16 protein-coding genes are annotated in these 15848 nt (G+C 72.0%); 8 read left to right on the top strand and 8 right to left on the bottom strand.

Annotated features, from left to right (window positions below; genetic code table 11):
* Window positions 1-116: 116 nt before the first annotated feature.
* Window positions 117-842 carry a histidine phosphatase family protein gene (locus ACFW9Z_RS34690; RefSeq protein WP_384647385.1) on the bottom strand — a complete coding sequence of 242 codons (726 nt, stop codon included), beginning with the start codon at window positions 840-842 and terminating at the stop codon, window positions 117-119.
* Window positions 839-2110: a glutamate-1-semialdehyde 2,1-aminomutase gene (hemL, locus tag ACFW9Z_RS34685; protein ID WP_384647429.1), complete on the bottom strand. Its 1272-nt coding sequence runs from the start codon at window positions 2108-2110 to the stop codon at window positions 839-841. Before hemL ends, ACFW9Z_RS34690 begins: the two co-directional genes overlap by 4 nt.
* A 477-nt stretch (window positions 2111-2587) precedes the next feature.
* Here hemL and ACFW9Z_RS34680 point away from each other — a divergent pair, with 477 nt between their 5' ends.
* Complete coding sequence (locus ACFW9Z_RS34680) at window positions 2588-3025, top strand: hypothetical protein (protein ID WP_003968390.1); 438 nt, start codon at window positions 2588-2590, stop codon at window positions 3023-3025.
* 76 nt (window positions 3026-3101) lie between these two features.
* On the opposite strand, the gene ACFW9Z_RS34675 is transcribed toward ACFW9Z_RS34680, so the two are convergent.
* A complete protein-coding gene (locus ACFW9Z_RS34675; protein ID WP_384647383.1) occupies window positions 3102-4478 on the bottom strand; it encodes a hypothetical protein in 1377 nt (458 codons plus the stop codon).
* Window positions 4479-4808: 330 nt separating this feature from the next.
* Between ACFW9Z_RS34675 and ACFW9Z_RS34670 the strand changes: the two genes are divergently transcribed.
* Complete coding sequence (locus ACFW9Z_RS34670; RefSeq protein ID WP_384647380.1) at window positions 4809-6203, top strand: diacylglycerol/lipid kinase family protein; 1395 nt, start codon at window positions 4809-4811, stop codon at window positions 6201-6203.
* Between the two features lie 145 nt (window positions 6204-6348).
* Window positions 6349-6672: a hypothetical protein gene (locus ACFW9Z_RS34665; RefSeq protein WP_384647378.1), complete on the top strand. Its 324-nt coding sequence runs from the start codon at window positions 6349-6351 to the stop codon at window positions 6670-6672.
* On the opposite strand, the gene ACFW9Z_RS34660 is transcribed toward ACFW9Z_RS34665, so the two are convergent.
* Entirely contained in the window at window positions 6605-7183 is a 579-nt protein-coding gene (locus tag ACFW9Z_RS34660) for a TIGR03086 family metal-binding protein (RefSeq protein WP_384647376.1), read from the bottom strand. The two genes, ACFW9Z_RS34665 and ACFW9Z_RS34660, sit on opposite strands and share 68 nt — an antisense overlap.
* Window positions 7184-7267: 84 nt before the next feature.
* Here ACFW9Z_RS34660 and ACFW9Z_RS34655 point away from each other — a divergent pair, with 84 nt between their 5' ends.
* Window positions 7268-8092 (top strand): DUF6597 domain-containing transcriptional factor, encoded by an 825-nt coding sequence (locus ACFW9Z_RS34655; protein ID WP_384647373.1) that lies wholly within the window; start codon window positions 7268-7270, stop codon window positions 8090-8092.
* Between the two features lie 173 nt (window positions 8093-8265).
* On the top strand, window positions 8266-9000 hold the full coding sequence (locus ACFW9Z_RS34650) for a Mut7-C RNAse domain-containing protein (protein WP_384647371.1): 735 nt from the start codon (window positions 8266-8268) through the stop codon (window positions 8998-9000).
* Between the two features lie 55 nt (window positions 9001-9055).
* Here ACFW9Z_RS34650 and ACFW9Z_RS34645 read toward each other — a convergent pair whose 3' ends face one another.
* Together ACFW9Z_RS34645 and ACFW9Z_RS34640 are read right to left on the bottom strand one after the other, a co-directional pair.
* Window positions 9056-9763 carry an AAA family ATPase gene (locus ACFW9Z_RS34645; RefSeq protein ID WP_384647369.1) on the bottom strand — a complete coding sequence of 236 codons (708 nt, stop codon included), beginning with the start codon at window positions 9761-9763 and terminating at the stop codon, window positions 9056-9058.
* Window positions 9764-9788: 25 nt separating this feature from the next.
* Window positions 9789-10349, bottom strand: a complete 561-nt coding sequence (locus ACFW9Z_RS34640; protein WP_384647427.1) for a hypothetical protein — start codon at window positions 10347-10349, stop codon at window positions 9789-9791.
* A 214-nt stretch (window positions 10350-10563) separates the two neighbouring features.
* Here ACFW9Z_RS34640 and ACFW9Z_RS34635 point away from each other — a divergent pair, with 214 nt between their 5' ends.
* A complete protein-coding gene (locus ACFW9Z_RS34635; protein ID WP_384647367.1) occupies window positions 10564-11322 on the top strand; it encodes an SDR family NAD(P)-dependent oxidoreductase in 759 nt (252 codons plus the stop codon).
* 49 nt (window positions 11323-11371) lie between these two features.
* Here ACFW9Z_RS34635 and ACFW9Z_RS34630 read toward each other — a convergent pair whose 3' ends face one another.
* On the bottom strand, window positions 11372-12565 hold the full coding sequence (locus tag ACFW9Z_RS34630) for an RtcB family protein (protein ID WP_384647364.1): 1194 nt from the start codon (window positions 12563-12565) through the stop codon (window positions 11372-11374).
* Between the two features lie 183 nt (window positions 12566-12748).
* Here ACFW9Z_RS34630 and ACFW9Z_RS34625 point away from each other — a divergent pair, with 183 nt between their 5' ends.
* Together ACFW9Z_RS34625 and ACFW9Z_RS34620 are read left to right on the top strand one after the other, a co-directional pair.
* A complete protein-coding gene (locus ACFW9Z_RS34625; RefSeq protein ID WP_384647361.1) occupies window positions 12749-13579 on the top strand; it encodes a DUF3558 domain-containing protein in 831 nt (276 codons plus the stop codon).
* Window positions 13580-13716: 137 nt separating this feature from the next.
* Window positions 13717-14547: a DUF3558 domain-containing protein gene (locus ACFW9Z_RS34620; RefSeq protein WP_384647358.1), complete on the top strand. Its 831-nt coding sequence runs from the start codon at window positions 13717-13719 to the stop codon at window positions 14545-14547.
* A gap of 96 nt (window positions 14548-14643) precedes the next feature.
* On the opposite strand, the gene ACFW9Z_RS34615 is transcribed toward ACFW9Z_RS34620, so the two are convergent.
* Window positions 14644-15750: an LD-carboxypeptidase gene (locus ACFW9Z_RS34615; RefSeq protein ID WP_384647356.1), complete on the bottom strand. Its 1107-nt coding sequence runs from the start codon at window positions 15748-15750 to the stop codon at window positions 14644-14646.
* Window positions 15751-15848: the final 98 nt, after the last annotated feature.

Below are 15848 nucleotides of genomic sequence, written 5' to 3'. Positions count from 1 at the left end.
CACCGCCACACACGGGATACGGCCCCGCCTACGAGAACGGGACCGACCGCGGCAGCAGTCGGTCCCGTATGTTCACGGCCCGTACGTCCCGTGTGTTCACGGCACGTACGGAGGGCTTACGCGCCGAACGCCTTCGACTTCCCCTTCACCGGCTTGGCCCCGGCCAGCAGGTGTACAGGCACCAGGTCGCGGGCCGGCTCCGAGTAGCCGACCGAGACGATCTTGTCGCCCTGGTACGTGAAGCTGGTCAGCGAGGCCAGCGTGCACTGCCGCTTGCGCGGGTCGTGCCAGAGCCTGCGGCGCTCCACGAAGGAGCGGACGATCCAGATCGGCAGCTGGTGGCTGACGCAGACCGCCTCGTGCCCGCGCGCCGCGTCCTTGGCGGCGTCCAGCGCCCCCATCATGCGGACGACCTGCTCGATGTACGGCTCACCCCAGGACGGCTTGAACGGGTTGGTCAGGTGCTTCCAGTTGTCCGGCTTGCGCAGCGCCCCGTCGCCGACGCCGAAGGTCTTGCCCTCGAAGACGTTGGCGGCCTCGATGAGCCGGCCGTCGGTGGCCAGGTCCAGGCCGTGCGCCTTGGCGACGGGCGCGGCCGTCTCCTGGGCGCGCTCCAGCGGGGAGGCGACGACATGGGTGATGTCGCGCTTCTCCAGGTGGTCGGCGACCCGGTCGGCCATCTGCCGGCCCAGCTCGGAGAGGTGGTAGCCGGGGCGGCGCCCGTACAGGACACCGTCCGGGTTGTGCACCTCGCCGTGGCGCATCAGGTGCACCACGGTGATGTCCTTGCGGCTGCCGTGCACACCGCTTCCGGCCTCGCGGCTTCCGTTCTCGCTGCTCATGCGGTGGCCTCCGATGCGGCACGGGCGGCGGCGGGCAGGGCGGCGGCGACGCGCTCGATCGCCCGCTCGTCGTGGGCGGTGGAGACGAACCAGGACTCGAAGGCGGAGGGCGGCAGGTAGACGCCCTGCTCCAGCATCGAGTGGAAGAAGGCGGTGAAACGGAACGCCTCCTGCTTCTTGGCGTCGTCGTAGTTCCGGACCGGCTGGTCCGTGAAGAAGACCGAGAACATGTTGCTCGCCGAGGAGACGGTGTGCGCGACGCCTTCCTTGGTGAACGCGTCGCCCACAAGGGTGCGCAGTTCGGCGGAGACCGCGTCGATCTTCGCGTACGCCGCGTCGTCGAGCAGCCGCAGCTGGGCGAGGCCGGCGGCGGTGGCGACCGGGTTCCCGGAGAGGGTGCCCGCCTGGTAGACCGGCCCGGCCGGGGCGAGGTGGGCCATCACGTCGGCGCGGCCGCCGAAGGCCGCGGCGGGGAAGCCACCGCCCATGACCTTGCCGAAGGTCATCAGGTCGGGGCGGACGCCGTCGACGCCGTACCAGCCGGCCTTCGACGTACGGAAGCCCGTCATGACCTCGTCGGAGATGTACAGGGCGCCCTGCGCCGCGCAGAGCTCCTTGAGCCCGGCGTTGAAGCCGTCGGCGGGCGGGACGACGCCCATGTTGCCGGGCGAGGCCTCGGTGATCACGCAGGCGATCTCGCCGGGGTGCGCGGCGAAGGCGGCCCGTACCGCGTCCAGGTCGTTGTACGGCAGGACGACGGTGTCCCCGGCCGTGGCGCCCGTGACACCGGGCGTGTCGGGGAGGCCGAAGGTGGCGAGCCCGGACCCGGCCGCGGCGAGCAGGGCGTCCACGTGCCCGTGGTAGCAGCCTGCGAACTTCACGACCTTGGCCCGGCCGGTGAATCCGCGCGCCAGCCGGATCGCCGACATCGTCGCCTCGGTGCCGGAGGAGACCAGACGGACCTGCTCGACCGGCTCGATCCGCGCCACGATCTCCTCGGCCAGCGCGACCTCGCCCTCACCCGGCGTACCGAAGGACGTGCCCCGGGAGACCGCTTCCTGGACGGCGGCAATGACCTCGGGGTGGGAGTGGCCGAGAATCATCGGCCCCCATGAGCAGACGAGGTCGACGTACTCCCGGCCGTCGGCGTCGGTGAGGTACGGACCGGTGCCGGACACCATGAACCGGGGCGTACCGCCCACGGCCCGGAAGGCACGCACGGGTGAGTTCACGCCGCCGGGCGTCACGACGGACGCCCGGTCGAACAGCGACTGCGAAACTGGGGCTTCGTATGAATACGCCACTTTGGTCCTGATCTGCGATTCGGGTATCGGGAGGCCGGGCCGGAAAATCCAAGGTAATCCCGGCCACCGGTGAGCAGGGAGCGCGGTCCCCTCGTATCACGAAAGAGCGTCGGCACCCTCACGTCTGCGAAACTGGGGCGACATAGGGAAAGCTCACACATGCATGGTGTCAGAGGCACGGACGGTCTCGCGGACAGGTGTTTCACCGCACGCCCGCGGGGGAGGTCACTGACACGATGATCGGGTTGCGCGGCGGGGGCTGTGTCTCCTAAGAAGTAGTCGGGTGGATGAGATATGCATCGCGGTGGCGGAGTGGGCGAAGGGACCGACGACCTGGGGCCCGAGCCTGCCCGGCGAGGGCGGCACCGGCGCAGGGCCGAGCGCGCACAGGGCAGGGGCGCGGAGAGCACGCCGCCCCCCGGGAGCAGGAGCAGTGGCGGAATGGGGGTGACCTACAAGTACTTCGGTGCCCCGGACGGGGCCACCGCGGCACGTGTGCCCATTTCGATGCGCCCGGAGGAGCTGGGCGGCGACGAGCTGGGCATGGGCGGCATGTTCACCAAGATCAAGCCGGAGACGGTGGCCGCCATGGTCCTGACCGGCATCCAGGGCATACCCCTGCACAAGGTCCCTCCGCTGGAGCTGGTCGTCCTCCACCCCGACTACGCGGTGGTCAAGCTCCCCATGACCGTCGTCGACCCGCTGCGCGGCGTCGGCGAGGAATCCGTCGGCGCGGCGGCCTTCATCTGGTCCACGGTCCCCGACCGCGGCGGCCCGCGCGACGCGTTCAACGTCTACCAGCTGCTCCACGAGTGGCAGGACTTCTCGCACCGGCTGCATGACGCGGGGCACCAGGCGTACTGCCTGGTCTGGCCCTGAGGTGCTGTCCGGTCCCGCCCTGAGAACTGCCTGGTCCGGGCCCTGATGTTCTGGGCCTGAGGCAAGGCGGCCCGTTTCACCCGCCGCCCTCCGGCCGCCGCGCCGCCCTCTCGGCGGCGGCAGCGGTGGTGGTGGTGGCGTCGGTGGTGGTGGCGTCGGTGGCTGCTGCGGTGGTCGCGCGGCCGCTCGCGGCGAGGAGCGCGAGCAGCGCCGTCACCGCGACCAGGACGACGACCAGCAGCAGAACCGTCCCGGCCGTCGGACGGTTGTGGAGCGCGAAGACCAGGGTCACCACCAGCAGCGCGGCCAGGACGGCCCACCGCCGGTGGGCCTGGGTCCAGGTGCCGACCCGGCCGGTGCGGATCTCGTGGTCGTACGCCCACCGCGCCACGGAGTCCGCGGCGCGCTCGGAGGTGCTCCGCACAGCGCGCGGCAGCCGCCCGGGCCCGATCAGGTAGGCGCCGAGCGCGATGACCAGGCCCAGCACGATCGCCGTGCGCAGGCCCGCCCTCAGGAAGTGCGTCAGGGTGTCGAAGACGGCAGCGGCGGCGGCCTCCGACTGGACCCGGGACGGGAGATGGTCCAGGTAGAAGCGCCGGGCGACCGCCAGGACGACGGCCACGACCAGACAGGCGAGCGCCGCCCCCAGGGCCGTACGGGCCAGGGCGCGGCGGCGGCGACGGGCCAGCAGCACGCCGACCGCGCCGATCACCACGACGAGTACGGGAAGCCAGTTCCCGATCGTGTCCAGGAGGCGGGCTCCCGTACGGATCTTCCCCAGCTGGTCGGAGTGGAGGAGCACCAGCTGCTTGTCGACCTCGGGGATCCTGGCCGCCGGGGACAGCCCGGCGTCCACCAGCTCCCGCTTGACCTGCTCGACGGCCTCGCCGACATCCAGCGTGACGGTCCCCCCGTCCACGCCCACGGCTCCCCGGCCCTCACCGGTCAGCGCGTGCACGACCGCGGCGTGGGCCCGCCGGTTGGCGTTGGTCCAGACCCGCTCGAAGCGATCGCTCCGTACGAAACGGGTGGCCGCCTTCTCCACCGTGCCGTCGACCGCCGCGTCGAGCTGCGGGCCCAGCCCCTCCACGGCCTCCGCGGCGCGCGACGGCAGCCCCTGGGACCGCAGCCATGCGGCGATGTCCGCGGCGGCCCCGACGCCGTCCACCCGTACGTCCACGGCCTGCGTGATGCGCGCGGCCGCCGCCTCCTCGATCGCCGGGTCCGAGGCCAGCGGCGAGACCGTTTCCACGTACTGGCCGTTGTCCAGAGCGATGTCGTGCACCCACACCGTGAGCAGCGCCACCGGCACGAGCAGGCAGGTGAGCACCGTGAGCACCGCCGAGAGAACGCTCCGCGCGGCCGCCGGGGCCCGCCCGGACCCGCCACTCGCCACCGCACGGCCCACGCCCGGGTCGGCGGCGGGCTCGGACGGCTCGCGCGGGCTGGTCATACGTGCTCCGGGGTTCGGGGGAGGGGGTCGGCCTGTCTCCATTCCGGATGCTCCAGGGCGGAACGGCCCGCCCAGGTGGGCCGTACGGGCGAGACGCCGACGGCGGCCCGCACGGAGAGGCTGCGGGGAGACCCAAAGGTGAGGCCCAAAGGTGAGGCCCAAAAGCCGCGAAGCCGCCGGACATCCGAAACATCCGGACATGCGGCACCCACCCCCCGGTGATGCAATGAGCAGCCCGGGCAGAACCCGGCACCGGGCAGGAACCGGCACGGGCACCGGACTGGAACCGGCGCCGGGCTGGATCGCCTTCGAACCGGCAGGAGGCCCCCCTTGCGCAGGGATTCCGGGGCGCGCGTTGGCCCCGTACAGCGTTGGTCCGCCCGTCTCGCCCTCCTGGCCGGACTCGCCGCGATCGTGGTCCTGCTCGTCTTCGCCGGGCTCAGCAGCCTCGCACTCCTGGGCGCCGGGATCGCAGGACTGGCCGTATCCGCGGCCAGCCTGTGGTGGGCGCTGACCCTGCGAGGCATCGGCAGACCGCTCGCCCTCGCCCTGGCCGCCGCCGCCCCGCTCGCGGTACTGGCGCTCTACGCATGGGCGGAGCTGCTGTGGGTCGTCCTGGTCTCCCTCGCCCTGTGGGCACTCGGGGTGTACGTCGGCAGAGCAACACTCAGCAGAGACAGGAGCAGAGGCGGGGACAGGGACAGCGATACGGACAGCGATACGGACACCGAGCGGTCCGGCCCTCCGGAGCTGCGGACGGCTCCGCCCCGGCGCCCCTTCCTGATCATGAACCCCCGGTCGGGCGGAGGAAAGGTCGGAACGTTCCGCCTCAAGGAGAAGGCCGAGGCGCTCGGCGCCGAGGTCCTCCTGCTGGACACGGCCCACCAGCAGGACGTGGGCGCGCTCGCCGAACGGGCGGTCGAGGACGGCGCCGACCTCCTCGGAGTCGCGGGCGGTGACGGCACCCAGGCCCTGGTCGCCGGAGTCGCGGCCGGCCGTGGCGTCCCCTTCCTGGTGATCCCGGCCGGAACCCGCAACCACTTCGCCCTCGACCTCGGCCTGGACCGCGAAGACCCCTCGACCAGCCTGGACGCGCTCACGGACGGCGTCGAACTCCTCGTCGACCTCGGTTTCGTCGGCGAACGGGCCTTCGTCAACAACGCCTCCTTCGGCGCCTATGCGGCCGTGGTGCAGAGCCCCGCCTACCGCGACGACAAGGTCGGCACCACCCTCCGTACGCTCCCCGACGTACTGACCCGCCGACGCGGCCCCCGGCTGTCCGTCCGCGCCGGGGACACGGTCGTCGACGGACCACAGGCCGTGCTCGTCAGCAACAACCCCTACCGGACGGACGACCTCGCCGGTCTCGGACGCCGTGAGGTCCTGGACTCGGGCGCCCTCGGCGTCCTGGGCATCAACGTCGACAGCGCCGGACAGGCGGCCGAACTGCTCGCCGGGACGCACGCGCGCGGCCTCACCGCCCTGACCGCCCGGGAGGTCGTCGTCGACGCGGACCGGCCCGAGATCGACGCCGGGGTCGACGGCGAGTCACTGACCCTGCCGACACCCGTACGGTGCACGATCCGGCCCCGGGCCCTGCGCGTACGGGTACCGCGCCACCGCCCCGGCGTACCCCGGCCGAAGGCCCCCATGGACTGGCGGCGGCTGTGGAGACTGGCACTGGGCCAGGAGAGCGCCCCGGTGACGTACACCCGCCCCCGCTGACGTACACCCACTCGAACCACTCACACACCCGCACCCATGCGCACCCATTCGGTCGAATCGCGCCAATAAATGGCTGAAGTCTGATCTTCAGCTCACCTGCCCGACCCGCCGATGCAGAGGACAACGACCCTCAAGGAGGTCCGCCGTGGGCGATGTACTGCTGGCTCTCTCCATCCCCGTCCTCGTCTTCGGCGGCGGCATCTACGCGGCCTGCGACTGCTGGTGGCGCCGCAGGCACCCGGCCCCGCCGTCCCCGTACACCCACCGGGCGGCCCGTCTCGCCGAACAGGACATGCTGCTCCTGGCCCAGGAGATCGTCGACGACGCGTACGCCGCGCTCGGCCCCCTCTACGACCCGCCGTCCACTCCCTCCCCCGCCGCCGTCACCCGGTCCGCGCCCCTCACCCCCCGGCCGGACGCCACCCCGGATCGCGCCCCGTCACACCCAGAAGCCGTTCAAAAGCCGTAGCGCCGGGCCCCACCGGGAACGGCTCGCCGAACACCTTCAGCTCCCGGCCCTGCGGCGCCATGGCCGTCAGCGCGGGCGACACCTCCTCGACCACCGCCGGGTCCGGGACGAACTCCGCGCCCGTCGCCCGCGCCAGGTCCCACGGGTGCACGGTCAGATCGCCCAGCACCATCAGCCCCACGGTCCGGGCAGGCAGCCCCATCTGACCGGCCGTGCCCTCCTCGGCGCCGGGCGCGTCCCAAGCGGCCACCAGCCGGGCGGTCTCCTCCCCGAACCTCTCCCGCCAGTTCCCGTCCGCCACGAAATCCGGCTCCTGGCTGAAGTCCGCCTCCTTACGGGCCGCGAGCGCCTGGAAGTTCACGACCACCAGGAACAGGTGGTTCAGCAGCGCCCGTACGTCGTACTCGGCACACGGCGTGGGGTCGCCCAGCCGCCCGTCGTCGATCCCCCGCACGACGGGCAGGGCCCGGTCCGCGGCGGCTTCCAGCAGTTCACTGATCTTCTGCGTCATGCCCCCACCCTCCCGCCCCGGACCGCCCGCGTCTTGAAGAAACGCGACAGGCATCCGGGTCGACGCGGGCCTAGGATCGATTTCATGGCCGCCGGACCCCGCCGCGACACCCGGGGCATCGTCGACGCCCCGGACCTGTTCACGCGCGTACGCTTCCGCCGCCGCGAGCCCGCCCCCGCGCTGCGCCCGTACCTGGAGCACTACTGGCTCATCGACTGGGACCTCGCCACGCCGTACGCCGCCCACGTCGTCCCGCACCCGTCGGTCAACCTCGTGCTCCAGCGGTACGAGGCCGGGGAGAGCGCCGCGGAGAGAGCCGGGTACGCCGAGGTGGCGGGCATCGCCCCCGGGCTCTTCACCCAGAAGCTGACGGGGCGCGGCCGGGTCTGCGGGGTGCAGTTCCGGCCCGGCGGATTCCGCCCGTTCGCGCCGGAGCACGCCCTGAGCGACCTGACCGGCCACCGGATCGCCGCCGCCGAGGTGCTGCGTACCCCGCCGGACGTCCACGCGGTCCTGGACCCGGACGACGAGGACGCCCGGGTCGCCGCGCTGGACGCCTGCCTGCTCGCCCTGGAGCCGCGCCCCGACCCGCAGGCCGTGCTCGCGATGGAGCTGGTCGACCGGGTGCGTACGGACCGCTCGGTGCGCCGGGTCGGCCGGCTCGCCCGGGACGCGGGGCTCTCCGCCCGTACGCTGCAACGGCTCTTCTCCGCGTACGTCGGGGTCGGCCCCAAGTGGGTCATCCTCCGCTACCGCATCCACGAGGCGCTGGAGCGCGCCGAGTCGGACCCGGCCGTGGACTGGGCGCGGCTGGCTGCCGACCTCGGCTACAGCGACCAGGCCCACCTGGTACGGGACTTCACCGCGACGGTGGGCGTACCCCCGACGGCGCTCGCCCCGTCGCCTTGAGCCCGAAAGCGTGACAGCGTGACAGCGGACGCGGCCGGAAGCGTGACAGCGGACACGCCCGGGAACGTGGCAGCGGACGCGCCCGGAAGCGTGACAGCGGGCGCGCCCGGCAGCGCGGGAGCAGGCGCCCAAATCCCTGGCCGCCCGCCCCTCCCCGGTGGCATCCTGGCCGGGTGAACGGACCCGAGATCACCCTCGAAGTAGCCCCTGAGCTGCGGCTCTTCGTCCCCCACGACCGCCGCCGGGGCCCCACGCCCCTCACCACCGACGGCGCCTCCACTCTCGGCCATGTCATCGAGTCCCTCGGCGTCCCGCTCACCGAGGCCGGGGCACTCCTGGTGGACGGCGCCCCGGCGGCCCGCTCGCATGTGCCGGGGCCGGGCGAACACATCGAGGTCCGGGCGGTCGAGCGCCCCCAGCAGGTCCCCGGCGCACCCCTGCGCTTCCTCCTGGACGTCCATCTCGGCACGCTGGCCCGCAGGTTGCGGCTCCTGGGCGTGGACGCGGCGTACGAGAGCGAGGACATCGGCGACCCCGCGCTCGCCGCCCTCTCCGCGCGGGAGCGGCGCGTCCTGCTCTCCCGGGACCGCGGGCTGCTGCGCCGCCGGGAGATCTGGGCGGGGGCGTACGTCTACAGCGACCGCCCCCAGGAGCAGCTCCGCGACGTCCTCGGCCGCTTCGCCCCGGCCCTCGCCCCGTGGACCCGCTGCACCGCCTGCAACGGCACGCTCGCGGCGGCCGACAAGGACGCGGTGAGCGATCAGCTGGAGCACGGCACGCAACAGGCGTACGACGTGTTCGCGCAGTGCACGGAGTGCGCCCGGGTGTACTGGAGGGGCGCGCACCACGGCCACCTGGAGACGATCGTCTCCGACGCGGTACGGGAGTTCGGCAACGCGGCAGCGTAAGGGCGACGCGGTGACATAGAGGGCAACACCGCAGCGTAAGAAGGCAGCGCGAGCCTCACCCCAGGACGTGACGGAGGTACGCCTGCGGATCGGCCAGGTAGCGCCGCCAGTGGTCGACCAGCGCCAGGTCCGCCCACCGCACCCGCTCCATGCCGCCCTCCCCCACCTGCACGATGTCGGCGCCCGGCAGCGCGGTGAGCAGCGGCGAGTGGGTGGCGCACACCACCTGACCGCCCGCCTTCACCAACTGGTCGATGTGCCCGAGGAGTTCGAGGCAGGATCCGAAGGAGAGCGCGGCCTCCGGCTCATCCATGACGTACAGCCCCGGCACCACGAACTTCTCCCGGAAGGCCGCGAGGAACCCCTCCCCGTGGCTGAGGGCGTCCGGCCCCAGGTTCTCCCGCTCCAGGGCGTCCAGGGCGGTCTCCGCGCGCAGGAAGAACCCCTTGCGCGCGGACCGGCTGTAGGCCATGCGCCGTCCCCGGGGCGCGGCGTCGAAGCGGACGCGCTCGCCGAGGACGGACTTCCCGCGCGAGGTGGCGTACTTCCAGTCGAGCGAACCGCCGTACGAGTCCAGCCCGAACCCCTCCGCCAGGGCCTCCACCAGCGTGGACTTCCCCGAGCCGTTCTCGCCCACCAGGAAGGTCACCGGCGCCCGGAACCGCAGCCCCTCGGCGAGGAACTGCCGCACGCACGGCACCGACCAGGGCCACTCCCCGGGGTCGGGGACGTCCACATGGGCATACGCGCGTTCGACGATCACCTCACCATGATCACCGATCACCGGCTCAGAAGGCGTAAGCGTCCCCCGTGGCGGGCGCGAGCACCTCGTGCGCGTTGTTCTTGGGGTCCGTGTCCCGCGCCCCGCCGTTCCATACGGTGTCGAGCCGTACGACGACCTCGTCGGGGCTGTCCGCCAGCCTCAGGTCCAGCGCGGTGTGCCGGGCCCCGCCACCTGAGCGCAGCCCGCCCGTCTCGCAGAGCACGGTGGCCCCGGCGCTCCGGAGACAGCCGTACGGCAGCTCCTGCCGCGCGGCGAGGGGCTCGGAGAAGCGCAGCCGCACGGTCGAGGCGGGCACGTCGGAGGGCCCCCGGTTCTCGCTCCGGATGCGGACCGCGACGCGGTCGCCCCAGAGGGAGACATGCCCATGATGAGAGAGATCGGCCTCGGGCACGGGGGCGGCCTCGGCAACGGGGGCGGCCTCGGGCACGGGAGCAGCCTCGGGCACGGGGGCGGCAGCGATCCCAGCCCCCTCACCGACCCTCACAGGTGCTCCCGAGGCCGGCACCACACCCCCCACCAGTACGGTCATCGCCGCCGCCATCGCCGCGACGGCGGACAGCGGCATCAGCAGTCCTCTACGCGTCAGTCCCATGCCCGGAAGATACCGATCCCACCGAATAACCCTATTAAAAGACGGATTCGACGCGCTCTTACCCACCCGCACAGCCCACGAAGGCCACGCACGACCCCCATAGAGACAACTCGGCCCGGCCCGGACCGGACGGGCGCCGACTGCCTATCCTTTCCCCGTCACCGGTCAACTGCCCGAGGAGATCGCCATGCCCGCCACCCCCATCGCCGTCGTCACCGGCGCGAGCAGCGGCATCGGCGCCGCGACCGCCCGTACGCTCGCCGCGGCCGGATTCCGGGTCGTGCTCACCGCGCGCCGCAAGGACCGGATCGAGGCGCTCGCCGCCGAGATCACCGAGGCGGGCCACGAGGCGACGGCGTACGCCCTGGACGTGACCGACCGCGCGGCCGTCGACGAGTTCGCCACCGCGTTCCGCTCCCTGGCCCTCCTCGTCAACAACGCGGGCGGCGCACTGGGCGCCGACCCGGTGGCGACCGGCGACCCCGCCGACTGGCGGCAGATGTACGAGACGAACGTCATTGGCACCCTCAACGTCACCCAGGCCCTGCTCCCCGCCCTCACCGCGAGCGGCGACGGCACGATCGTGATCCTCTCCTCCACCGCCGCGCTCTCCTCCTACGAGGGCGGCGGCGGCTACGTGGCCGCCAAGCACGGCGAACACGTCCTGGCCGAGACCCTGCGCCTGGAGATCGTCGGCACCCCGGTCCGCGTCATCGAGGTGGCCCCCGGCATGGTCAAGACCGACGAGTTCGCCACCACCCGCTTCCGCGGCGACACCGAGAAGGCCGCCAAGGTCTACGCGGGCGTGGACGCCCCCCTGACCGCCGAGGACGTGGCCGACACGATCGGCTGGGCCGTCACCCGCCCCAGCCACGTCAACATCGACCTCCTGGTGGTCCGCCCCCGGGCCCAGGCCTCCAACACGAAGGTCCACCGCACCCTGTAGCGGATGCGGTGGACCGGACGGCGGCGGGAGCGGCTGGGGCGCCGGGGCCTCAGCCCTTCACACACACCACCTGCTTGAGCTTCGCGACGACCTCGACCAGATCCCGCTGCTGGTCGATGACCTGCTCGATCGGCTTGTACGCGCCGGGGATCTCGTCCACCACCCCGGAGTCCTTGCGGCACTCCACGCCCTGCGTCTGCTCCTCCAGGTCCTTGGTCGAGAAGCGCTTCTTCGCGGCGTTCCGGCTCATCCGCCGGCCCGCTCCGTGCGACGCCGAGTTGAAGGACTTCTCGTTGCCAAGACCCCTGACGATGTACGAGCCGGTGCCCATGGAGCCCGGGATGATCCCGTAGTCCCCGGAGCCGGCCCGGATCGCCCCCTTACGGGTGACCAGCAGGTCCATGCCCTCGTACCGCTCCTCCGCCACGTAGTTGTGGTGGCAGGAGATGACCGGCTCGAAGGTGACCCGCGCCTTCTTGAACTCCTTGCGGACCACGTCCTGGAAGAGCCCCATCATGATCGCGCGGTTGAACTTCGCGTACTCCTGCGCCCAGAAGAGGTCGTTGCGGTACGCCGCCATCTGCGGGGTGTCCGCGATGAACACCGCCAGGTCCCGGTCGATCAGGCCCTGGTTGTGCGGCAGCTTCTGCGCCTGGCCGATGTGGAAGTCGGCCAGCTCCTTGCCGATGTTCCGCGAACCGGAGTGCAGCATCAACCAGACAGAACCGGTCTCATCGAGACAGAACTCGATAAAATGATTCCCGGATCCGAGCGTTCCCATCTGCTTCGTGGCACGCTCCTGACGGAATTTGACCGCTTCCGCGATCCCGTCGAACCGCCCCCAGAAGTCGTCCCACCCGGCCGTCGGGAACCCGTGCAGCCTCCCCGGGTCCACGATGTCGTCGTGCATCCCCCAGCCCACCGGAATGGCCTGCTCAATCTTGGAGCGGAGCCGTGACAGGTCGCCGGGAAGATCGTTTGCGGTCAGGGACGTCTTGACCGCGGACATTCCGCAGCCGATGTCGACCCCCACCGCGGCCGGGCAGACCGCACCGTGCATCGCGATCACCGAACCGACCGTGGCCCCCTTGCCGAAGTGGACGTCCGGCATGACGGCGAGACCCTTGATCCAGGGCAGCGTGGACACGTTCCGCAGCTGCTGCATCGCCACGTCCTCGACCGACGCCGGATCGGCCCACATCCGGATGGGGACCTTCGCCCCCGGTACCTCTACGTACGACATAACTCCTCGATTCCCCCGAGATTCCCCCGAAAAGACTGAAAGCGCAAAACCGGTGCCAAGGTCGGCAAACAAGTCGGCCGACCGGCATTCACAGCGGCGCGTGCGATACACATTGTGTCCATCGGCCGCCTCCTGGCGGCAACCGGATTTTCGTACCGAAGGGAGCCTGGGACGGTGCGACACATGGCGTACGTACCCGGCGTCGCGCTCCTCGCCGCGCTCGCCGTCGGCTGCAGTGCCGGCTCCGACAGCAGCGCGAACGGCGCCGACAGCAAGCCGGGCAGCCCGACGGTGACCACCGCGCCCCCGGGCAAGTACATGACCCTGCCCGCGCCCTGCCGCGCCGTACCGGGCACCACGCTGAAGGACCTGCTGCCGGGGGTCGCGGAGCTGGCCCAGCCACAGCAGAGGAAGGCGCTCCGGGGGACGGCGAGCGTCACGTACGACACGGACCGGAAGGTGGGCTGCACCTGGAAGTCCGACGCTCCGGACTCCACGCGCAACCTCTCGATCGACTTCGAACGCGTCGTGTCGTACGACCCCGCCGTGAGCGACGACGACCGCGCCCGTGCCGTGTACGTGAAGAAGGAGAACGCGGTCGACCTGTCGGCGCCCACCCCCGGCCCGGACGCCGAGAAGGGCGCGGAGAGCGGAGAGGCGGACGAGGAGAAGGCCTCCGGAAAGCCGGGTGACGACAAGGGTTCGACAGCCCCCTCGTCCCCCGCCGACGCCTCCTCCGACGCCTCCGCCACCCCGGACGGCGAGGACGACGACCTCCGGCCGCGCGTGCTCGACAGGCTCGGGGATGCCGCGTTCCTGAACGATGTCCTCACCCGGGCGGGCTCCACCGCACAGCACCGCACGGTGAGCGTGGTATTCCGCACATCGAACGTGATCGTCACCGTCCGGTACGGCGAGCAGCCGGCCCTCGTGACCAAGGTGCCCGACAGCAAGGAACTGCAGGACAAGGCCCAGGCACTGGCCCGGAAGCTGGCCGAGGTGATCAGTGAGTAGGGGCGGGTTCGCGGGCCCCGGCGGTCCGTGCCCGGCCCGTCCGGGACCTCGGCCGGGGCGCCACCCGTCCGCCGCCCGTCGTAACGTGGCTCTCCGGAAGACGACCGAGACCTCCGCGCCATCCGAGTGAAGGAACCATGCACCGATCAGCTCCGCGACTGTCCCGCATCCTCGCCTGTGCCGCCGTTCCGGTGATGCTCGTAGCCGTCGGCTGCTCGTCGGACTCCGGCTCCGACGCCGAGAAGAACGCGGGCTCCTCCTCGTCCGCCACCGCCGCCGCCGAGCCGACAAAGCCCGCGGTCGAACCGGCGAAGTACACCGATCTGCCCGACGCGTGCTCCTCGATCGCGAAGAAGACGGTCCAGGACCTGGTGCCCGAGGCCAAGAAGAAGAACGGCACCGCGGGCCGCTCCAGCGACCTCTCGGTGCGCGGCAGCTGCTCCTGGAACGGCCTGGCCGACCAGGGCGTCAAGGGTTCGCAGTACCGCTGGCTCTCCGTCGGCTTCACCCGCTTCGACTCGGACGAGACCCTGGGCAGCGGCGCCACGCGCGCCACCGAGGACTACACGAAGCAGATCGCCAAGGAGAAGGCGAGCGAGGGCGCCAAGAAGGTCGCCGCCGCCCCCGCCCCCGGCATCGGCGACGAGGCCACCGTGATCACGTACGACCTCACCCAGACGGACGAGGACTTCGAGTACGCCACGGTCGTGGCCCGCGCGGGCAATGTCGTCGTCACCCTGACGTACAACGGCGCCGGCTACGCGGGGGCGAAGACCCCGTCCGCGGCGGACATCCTCAAGGGCGCCCAGAAGGCGGCGAAGGAGGCGGTCACCAAGGTCGACGCCACGGCCGAGGCTGCCAAGAAGGACGCGGACAAGGACTCGGCAAAGGACGAGGACAAGGCCGGGGACAAGGCCGGGGACAAGAGCGCGGAGAAGTCCGACGCGGAGGCCACGCCCAAGTCCTGACCTGAGCGAGCCCGACGCGGAGGCCACGCTCAAGCACTGCCCCGCCCGGGCCCGACGCGGAGGCCGCACCCAAGTCCTGCCCCGCGCGGGCCCCGCTCAGCTCACGGCCGGTTCCAGCAACCGCAGCTCGTCCCCGTCGAGGCATACGGGCACGCCCACCGGCAGCGTGAGGACCGGGTCGGTGTGCCCGAACTCGAACTCCGTCACGATGGGGAAGGCGAGACCGTGGCAGACGTCGAGCAGGGCGCGGTCGAGCTCGGCCCGGCCGGCCGCCGGCCACTGCCGGGGCCGTCCCACCACCAGCCCCTCGATCCCGTCGAGCAGACCGGCATGGCGGAGCTGCCACAGGTCGCGGGCGGCCTGCCCGGGGCCGTAGCCGTCGTCGTTGGCGAACTCCAGGGCGAGTACGTGCCCCCGGTAGTCGGGCAGCCAGGGCGTGCCGAGCAGTTGGAGGGCGCTGGGCACGCATCCGGCGAGGAGCGGGCCCTCGGCCGTTCCCGGGCGCAGGACGGTACGCGCGGGTGCGGGCTCGGGGACCCGGGGGCGGTCCTCACCCGCCCAGTCCACGAACTCCTCGTACACCTCCGGGGAGCGGGGGAACGTGCCCGTCCAGCCTCGCATCGTCAGGTCGAGGAAGGACTCGCGGGTGAGCTGCGGGGTGCCCCCGGCCTCCGCGAACTCCGAGAGGACGGCCGGGCCGTAGAAGGTGGTGGCCCCGGTGCGGGCGTACAGCGCGTGGTGCAGGACGGTGGCGTCGGAGTAGCCGCAGACGACCTTGGGCGAGGCGGCGAACGCGTCGTAGTCGACCAGGCCGAGGAGTCCGGCCGCGTCGATGCCGCCGATCATCCACAGGACGCCCTGGGTTCCGGGGTCGCGGAGGGCGGCGTTGAACTGTTCGGCGCGGGCCTGCCGTGACCCGGGCCGGTGGCCGTCGGGCGCCGCTGCACGGCCGACCCTCAGCCCGGACCAGGACGCCACGTCGGCGATACCGCGCTCGGCCCGGTGCGGGAACACCTCCGCGCCCTGCCAGGACGGCGAGACGACGGTGACGTGGTCTCCGCGCTTCAGCCGCGGGGGCCGCAACCGGGCCTTACGGGTGCCCTGTTCGGCATCCCGTTGGGCGGTGCGGGCACGCGGGTTCCCGTGCGTTCCGGGGATCTCCTGAGTCTCGGAAGCCGTGTCCGGCCGGGTGCCCTGGGTCATGGCGGGGTCCTACCTTTCAAGGGTGGTCGCTCTGGTCATTCGTAAGATCGGAGGGCCCAGGGGTTCTGGGTATGGCTGTCATCGGGGCGCCGTTGGCA

It is taken from the genome of Streptomyces sp. NPDC059452 (assembly GCF_042750035.1).
Taxonomy (GTDB): Bacteria; Actinomycetota; Actinomycetes; order Streptomycetales; family Streptomycetaceae; genus Streptomyces.
The sequence above is the reverse complement of the archived record's forward strand: the minus strand, read 5'-3'. Positions and strand labels throughout refer to the sequence as shown.

Coding starts and splice junctions, on each gene's coding strand:
- ACFW9Z_RS34615 (WP_384647356.1), bottom strand. CDS start 15,750: ATGACCCAGGGCACCCGGCCGGACACGGCTTCCGAGACTCAGGAGATC.
- ACFW9Z_RS34680 (WP_003968390.1), top strand. CDS start 2,588: ATGGGGGTGACCTACAAGTACTTCGGTGCCCCGGACGGGGCCACCGCG.
- ACFW9Z_RS34635 (WP_384647367.1), top strand. CDS start 10,564: ATGCCCGCCACCCCCATCGCCGTCGTCACCGGCGCGAGCAGCGGCATC.
- ACFW9Z_RS34630 (WP_384647364.1), bottom strand. CDS start 12,565: ATGTCGTACGTAGAGGTACCGGGGGCGAAGGTCCCCATCCGGATGTGG.
- ACFW9Z_RS34620 (WP_384647358.1), top strand. CDS start 13,717: ATGCACCGATCAGCTCCGCGACTGTCCCGCATCCTCGCCTGTGCCGCC.
- ACFW9Z_RS34660 (WP_384647376.1), bottom strand. CDS start 7,183: ATGACGCAGAAGATCAGTGAACTGCTGGAAGCCGCCGCGGACCGGGCC.
- ACFW9Z_RS34690 (WP_384647385.1), bottom strand. CDS start 842: ATGAGCAGCGAGAACGGAAGCCGCGAGGCCGGAAGCGGTGTGCACGGC.
- ACFW9Z_RS34625 (WP_384647361.1), top strand. CDS start 12,749: ATGGCGTACGTACCCGGCGTCGCGCTCCTCGCCGCGCTCGCCGTCGGC.
- ACFW9Z_RS34640 (WP_384647427.1), bottom strand. CDS start 10,349: ATGCCGCTGTCCGCCGTCGCGGCGATGGCGGCGGCGATGACCGTACTG.
- ACFW9Z_RS34675 (WP_384647383.1), bottom strand. CDS start 4,478: ATGACCAGCCCGCGCGAGCCGTCCGAGCCCGCCGCCGACCCGGGCGTG.
- ACFW9Z_RS34655 (WP_384647373.1), top strand. CDS start 7,268: ATGGCCGCCGGACCCCGCCGCGACACCCGGGGCATCGTCGACGCCCCG.